This is a genomic window from Ideonella sp. P3_A4 (genome assembly GCF_056403075.1).
Genome location: NZ_JBFUGE010000373.1, coordinates 1 through 5,960, shown reverse-complemented (window position 1 = coordinate 5,960; position 5,960 = coordinate 1). Strand labels below are relative to the sequence as shown.

Genomic DNA, 5,960 nt, shown 5'->3' with positions numbered 1-5,960 from the left:
GTGTTGGCCGCAGCGCGCGTCGTCGCCTTGGCCACGTGGGCCGTGGCGGCCAGCCCGCCGCCCATCAAGGCAGCGACGAGGGTCCACGCGCCGGCATCGGCACCGAACACACCCGCCGCCAGCGCTGCGCCGGCGGGGATGCGGATGAAGGTGTGCACCGCGTCCCAGGCCGAATCGACCCACGGCACCTTGTCGGCGAAGAACTCGACCAGCACCATCATGCCGGCCACTGCCAGCACGCCGGGGTGCTGCAGCACCTGCAAGCCCTGCGGCAACGCAATCCAGCCCACCGCACCCGCCAGGCCCGTCAGAAAGACCACCGCGTACAGGCGCAACCCGCTCGCCCAGCCGAGCGCAGCGGCCAGTGCGAGCAGGTGCATCGCGTCCAGACCGGTCACGGTCTGCTGCAAAGCGGGCGGCAGGCTCCAGTCCACGGTGGCGTCAGCTCGTCAACCAGGACGCGGGGCGCTTTTGCAGGAAGGACTGCACGCCCTCCTTGCCTTCGGCGCTGGCGCGGATGTCGGCAATGCGCTTGGCGGTGTCAGCCCGCAACGCCGGCGTGATGGTCTGGCCCGCCAGGTCTTGCACCAGGCGCTTGCAAGCCTTGACCGCATCCGGGCCGTTGGCCACCACCGCCGCCACGACGGTCTGCACCTGCTGGTCCAGCAGATCCGGCGCCACGCACTCGTGCACGAAGCCCAGCGCCTTCGCTTGCGTGGCATCGAAGCGCTCTGCCGTCACGAAATAACGCTGCGAGGCACGCTCGCCGAGCGCGCGGACCACGTACGGCCCGATCGTCGCCGGCAGCAGGCCCAGCTTGGCTTCGCTCAAGCAGAAGTTGACGCCCTCGGCCGCAACGACGATGTCGCACACCGCCGCCAGCCCGACGCCGCCGGCGTAGCAGTCGCCATGGATGCGGCCGACCACCGGCACCGGGCAGCTGTAGATCGCCCACAGCATCTCGGCCAGCGCTTCAGCATCGGCGCGGTTCTGCTCCCACGAGTAGTCGGCCATCGCGCGCATCCAGTTCAGGTCGGCGCCCGCGCAAAAGGCCTTGCCCTCGCCGGCGAGGATGACCGCGCGCAGTTCCTTGTCTTCAGCGAACCCGCGGAAGGCGGCCGTCAGCTCGGCGATCACGCCGTCGTTGAAAGCGTTGCGGACTTCGGGCCGGTTCAGCCAGACCTCGGCCACATGGGCGCTGGGGCGGCGGATGTCGAGTGTGGTCATCTCAGAGTCCTTCGTCACGACGGTAAGCCCCGATCGAGGCCGCATCGCGCCAGGCGGGCGGTGACTCGAAGGTGGCCCAGTATTCGATGATGTCGGCAATCAGCTCGCCATCGAAGCGGAACAGCGAGTTGGCAAAGAAGCGGTGCTCGCCATGCGTGACCTCGATCGCCGAATGCACGCGGCCATCGGCCAGCGCATTGACCTCGATCACGCGGATCGCCCAGCCTTCGGGGTAGATCGCCTGCACCTTGATCGCCGCATCGGCATCGTCGAAGTGCTCGCCCGAGGTCGGCCAGTGCAGCTGCGCGTCGTCGCGCAGAAGCGCGCGCGCGCCGACCCAGTCGCGCGCTTCGAAACGTTGCCACAAGGCGTGAACGATCTCGATCGGTGTCATCGGGGTGGCCGGTTCTCAGCGGTTGGCCAGTTGCGCACTGGTCGCGATGCGCGCGGCCGGGTCGGCGCTCCACACCACGCGGTCGTCCACCGCGTAGAGCCAGCAGCGCTTGCCTTCGCGTGCGCAATAGTCCAGCGTCTTGGTCATCGCCTCGCCATCCTTCGAATAGAAGCGCCAACCGCCGGTCTCGTAAACCGCGAAGGCCTTGGGCGACGGCAGCGTCAGGTAGTGGCGATAGCGCTCCCGCCCTTCAGCTGACAGCGGCACGGCGCTGGCGTCGGCCGCATCAGCGAAGCCGGTCGCTGGCGGCACGACACGCACATGCTCTGCAACTGCTGCGGCCCGCACCGGGGCCGAGGCGGCCGCCGGCACTGCGTTGACCGTTTTCCCCTCGAGCCGAACCAACTGACCCTTGAGCACCACCGTCGACGAGAAGGTGCCGGCGTGGCACTCGAAGTTCTGCGGGTCGTCGTACAGGCTGCCCTTGTAGTTGGACACGATTCCGGCCACCCCATTGGCGCCGGCCTTGCGGGCGGCCGTCACCAACTTGGTCACGGCATCGGCAAGCGCACGGTCGCAGACTTCCTTGTCGCTCGGCGCTTGCCGGCCGCGCGTGCCGTCGTAGGTCGCACGCCCCACACCTTCCACCGTCACGTCGGTGCTGACGACCTGCCCCTGGCCCGCGCTGGCCTGGCCGAAACGGAACTGCAGGTCACCCACGACGCTCTTGGTCTGTGCCTTGTTCATCACCGCCGAGAACGGCTGGACGAAGGTCACGTTGCGCGCCTGGGCAGGCGGCACAGCCACCGCCGCGAGAGCGAACCCGCAGCACCAGGAGACGGGCGAAGGGACAGCGAATTTCATACCGTCGCGAACGATGTGATGAGGCGTCTGAGTGTGGCAGGTCGCTCGCAGGGAGCTACATCCGGAACACGCCGAACTTCGCGTCCGGGATCGGCGCGTTCAATGATGCCGACAAGCCCAGCGCCAGCACGCGGCGGGTGTCGACCGGGTCGATCACGCCGTCGTCCCACAAGCGCGCGCTGGCGTAGTACGGGTGGCCTTGCACTTCGTACTGGGTGCGGATCGGCGCCTTGAAGGCTTCTTCTTCTTCGGCGCTCCACTGGCCGCCCTTGGCCTCGATGCCGTCGCGCCGCACGGTGGCCAGCACCGACGAGGCCTGCTCGCCGCCCATCACCGAGATGCGCGCGTTCGGCCACATCCACAAGAAGCGCGGTGAGTAAGCGCGGCCGCACATGCCGTAGTTGCCGGCACCGAACGAGCCGCCGATGATGACGGTGAACTTCGGCACATTGGCGCAGGCCACGGCCGTCACCATCTTGGCGCCGGCGCGGGCGATGCCCTCGTTCTCGTACTTGCGGCCGACCATGAAGCCGGTGATGTTCTGCAGGAAGACGAGCGGCACCTTGCGCTGGCAGCACAGCTCGATGAAGTGCGCGCCCTTGTTGGCGCTCTCGGCGAACAGGATGCCGTTGTTCGCGACGATGCCCACCGGCATGCCTTCGATCCACGCGAAGCCGCAGACCAGCGTGGTGCCGTAGCGCGCCTTGAACTCGTCGAACTCGGAGTTGTCGACGACGCGGGCGATGATCTCGCGCACATCGAAGGGCTTGCGGGTGTCGGTGGGGATCACCGACAGCAGCTCTTCGGCCGCGAATTTCGGCGGCTGCGGCGTGCGCAGCGCGACCTGCGGGTCCTTCTTCCAGTTCAGGCTGCCGACGACTTGGCGGGCCAGGGCCAGCGCATGCAGGTCGTTCTCGGCCAGGTGATCGGCCACGCCGGACAGGCGCGTGTGCACATCGCCGCCGCCCAGGTCTTCGGCGCTGACCACTTCGCCAGTCGCGGCCTTCACCAGCGGCGGGCCGCCCAGGAAGATCGTGCCCTGGTTCTTGACGATGATGGTCTCGTCGCTCATCGCCGGCACGTAGGCGCCGCCGGCCGTGCACGAGCCCATCACCACCGCGACCTGCGGGATGCCTTGCGCGCTGAGGTTGGCCTGGTTGTAGAAGATGCGGCCGAAATGGTCGCGGTCGGGGAAGACATCGTCCTGGTTCGGCAGGTTGGCGCCGCCGGAGTCGACGAGGTAGACGCACGGCAGGCGGTTCTGCTGCGCGATTTCCTGCGCCCGCAGGTGCTTCTTGACGGTCAGCGGGTAGTAGGTGCCGCCCTTGACCGTTGCGTCGTTGCAGACGATCACGCATTCGACACCGCCGACGCGGCCGATGCCGGCGATCATGCCGGCGGCCGGCGCTGAGTCGGAGCCGTCTTTCTCGGGGTACATGCCGAGCGCGGCCAGCGGCGCGATCTCGAGGAACGGCGTGTCGGGGTCGAGCAGCATCTCGACGCGCTCGCGCGGCAGCAGCTTGCCGCGGCCCAGGTGCTTGGCACGGGCCGCTTCACCGCCGCCCTCGGCGATCTTCGCGAGCTTGGCGTTCAGGTCATCGACCAGCGCGCGCATCGCGGCGGCGTTGGCCTTGGCTTCTTCGCTTCGCGGGTTCAGCTTGGAGACCAGCGTGGCCATCAGCAGGTCTCCGAGAACAGTTGGCTACGGCCGGCGCCAAGCGCCTTCACGTCCGCAAAGCGGACATGAGCCTTCACCGCAACTGCGCCGCAATGCGGCTTGTTGTCACGTCCGATACGGCCGCTCATCACATGGTCTCCGAAAAGAGTTCGCGGCCGATCAGCATGCGACGAATTTCGCTCGTGCCCGCACCGATCTCATACAGCTTGGCATCGCGCCACAGCCGGCCGACCGGGAACTCGTTGGTGTAGCCGACGCCACCCAGCGCCTGGATCGCCTCGCCGGCCATCCAGGTGGCCTTCTCGGCGGTGTAGAGGATCACGCCAGCCGCGTCCTTGCGCAGCGTGCGGGCGTGGTCGCCACGGTCGCAGGCCTGGGCCACCGCGTAGCCGTAGGCGCGGCAAGCCTGGAAGGTCGAGTACATGTCGGCGACCTTGCCCTGCATCAGCTGGAACTCGCCAATTGGCTGGCCGAACTGCTTGCGTTCGTGGATGAAGGGCACCACCGCATCCATGCACGCGGCCATGATGCCCAGCGGCCCGCCGGACAGCACGACACGCTCGTAGTCCAGCCCGCTCATCAGCACCTTGGTGCCCTGGCCCTCGACGCCCAGCACGTTCTCGGCCGGCACTTCGCAGTCGTCGAAGAACAGCGGGTAGGTGTTCGAGCCGCGCATGCCGAGCTTGTCCAGGTGCTCACCCTTGGTGAAGCCCTTGAAGCCCTTCTCGATGATGAAGGCGGTCATGCCACGCGCGCCCATCTCGGGGTCGGTCTTGGCGTAGACCACCAGCGTGTCGGCGTCGCCGCCGTTGGTGATCCACATCTTGCTGCCGTTCAGCACATAGCGGTCGCCCTTGCGCTCGGCCTTGAGCTTCATGCTGACCACGTCGGAGCCGGCGCCCGGCTCGCTCATCGCCAGCGCGCCCACGTGTTCGCCGCTGATCAGCTTGGGCAGGTATTTCTTCTTCTGCGCGTCGCTGCCGTTGCGGTTGATCTGGTTGACGCACAGGTTCGAATGCGCGCCGTAGCTCAAGCCCACCGACGCGCTGGCGCGGCTGATCTCTTCCATCGCCACCATGTGGGCCAGGTAGCCCAGTTGCGTGCCGCCGTATTCCTCGGACACCGTCAGGCCCATCACGCCCAGTTCGCCGAGCTTGCGCCACATATCGGCCGGGAACAGGTTGGCCTTGTCGATCTCGGCCGCACGCGGGGCGATCTCGTTTTGCGCGAAGTCGCGCACTGCGTCGCGCAGCGCAGCGATGTCCTCACCCAGCGGGAAAGAGAAAGTGGATTCGAACATCGACGTCTCCTGCAAATGAATTGAGCTTGTCTCAACAATGCCTGGAGGCGCTACCAGTTCAGCACCCGACCAAGCGCAACAGGGGCGAAATCTACCAGCGACCCGCTTGCGTCGCAAGCAATAATTGAGTGATACTCAAAAAATGCCGACCCGTCGCGTCACTGCCAGCCCGCGCCCCGTTCGCCGCGAACCGGCCAGCGCCAAGAGTGAACAGCGCATCCGCGACATCTTGCGCGTCGGCCGCGAGGTTTTTGCCGAAAAGGGCTACGAGCGTGCGACGACGACCGAGATCGCGCAGCGCCTGGGGGTCTCCGAAGCGACGGTCTTCACATACTTCCACGGCAAGCGGGCGCTGTGCGAGCGGGTGATCACCGACTGGTACGACGAAATCATCGCGGCGATCGAGGCCGGCCTGCCACGCGGCGAGCCGACGCGGGTCCAGCTGGACTGGTTCATCCGCACCCATTTGCGGCTGTTCCTCATCCACGGCACAGGGC

7 protein-coding genes are annotated in these 5,960 nt (G+C 67.2%); 1 reads left to right on the top strand and 6 read right to left on the bottom strand.

Features of this window, described 5'->3' with window-relative positions:
* The 6 genes from AC1DYI_RS24405 to AC1DYI_RS24380 all read right to left on the bottom strand — a co-directional run.
* Positions 1 to 380, bottom strand: a 380-nt coding sequence (locus tag AC1DYI_RS24405; RefSeq protein WP_477206727.1) for a DUF4126 domain-containing protein, incomplete at its 3' end; no start/stop codon positions are given.
* A gap of 61 nt (positions 381 to 441) precedes the next feature.
* Positions 442 to 1,227: an enoyl-CoA hydratase/isomerase family protein gene (locus tag AC1DYI_RS24400; RefSeq protein WP_477206726.1), complete on the bottom strand. Its 786-nt coding sequence runs from the start codon at positions 1,225 to 1,227 to the stop codon at positions 442 to 444.
* A gap of 1 nt (position 1,228) precedes the next feature.
* On the bottom strand, positions 1,229 to 1,621 hold the full coding sequence (locus tag AC1DYI_RS24395; RefSeq protein WP_477206725.1) for a nuclear transport factor 2-like protein: 393 nt from the start codon (positions 1,619 to 1,621) through the stop codon (positions 1,229 to 1,231).
* Positions 1,622 to 1,636: 15 nt separating this feature from the next.
* Positions 1,637 to 2,485: a hypothetical protein gene (locus AC1DYI_RS24390; protein WP_477206724.1), complete on the bottom strand. Its 849-nt coding sequence runs from the start codon at positions 2,483 to 2,485 to the stop codon at positions 1,637 to 1,639.
* 55 nt (positions 2,486 to 2,540) lie between these two features.
* Positions 2,541 to 4,163 carry a carboxyl transferase domain-containing protein gene (locus tag AC1DYI_RS24385; RefSeq protein WP_477206723.1) on the bottom strand — a complete coding sequence of 541 codons (1,623 nt, stop codon included), beginning with the start codon at positions 4,161 to 4,163 and terminating at the stop codon, positions 2,541 to 2,543.
* Positions 4,164 to 4,290: 127 nt separating this feature from the next.
* Positions 4,291 to 5,463, bottom strand: a complete 1,173-nt coding sequence (locus AC1DYI_RS24380) for an isovaleryl-CoA dehydrogenase (RefSeq protein ID WP_477206722.1) — start codon at positions 5,461 to 5,463, stop codon at positions 4,291 to 4,293.
* A gap of 142 nt (positions 5,464 to 5,605) precedes the next feature.
* Here AC1DYI_RS24380 and AC1DYI_RS24375 point away from each other — a divergent pair.
* The coding region (locus tag AC1DYI_RS24375; RefSeq protein WP_477206721.1) for a TetR/AcrR family transcriptional regulator at positions 5,606 to 5,960 on the top strand (355 nt) is incomplete at its 3' end.

Coding starts and splice junctions, on each gene's coding strand:
- AC1DYI_RS24400 (WP_477206726.1), bottom strand. CDS start 1,227: ATGACCACACTCGACATCCGCCGCCCCAGCGCCCATGTGGCCGAGGTC.
- AC1DYI_RS24395 (WP_477206725.1), bottom strand. CDS start 1,621: ATGACACCGATCGAGATCGTTCACGCCTTGTGGCAACGTTTCGAAGCG.
- AC1DYI_RS24390 (WP_477206724.1), bottom strand. CDS start 2,485: ATGAAATTCGCTGTCCCTTCGCCCGTCTCCTGGTGCTGCGGGTTCGCT.
- AC1DYI_RS24380 (WP_477206722.1), bottom strand. CDS start 5,463: ATGTTCGAATCCACTTTCTCTTTCCCGCTGGGTGAGGACATCGCTGCG.
- AC1DYI_RS24385 (WP_477206723.1), bottom strand. CDS start 4,163: ATGGCCACGCTGGTCTCCAAGCTGAACCCGCGAAGCGAAGAAGCCAAG.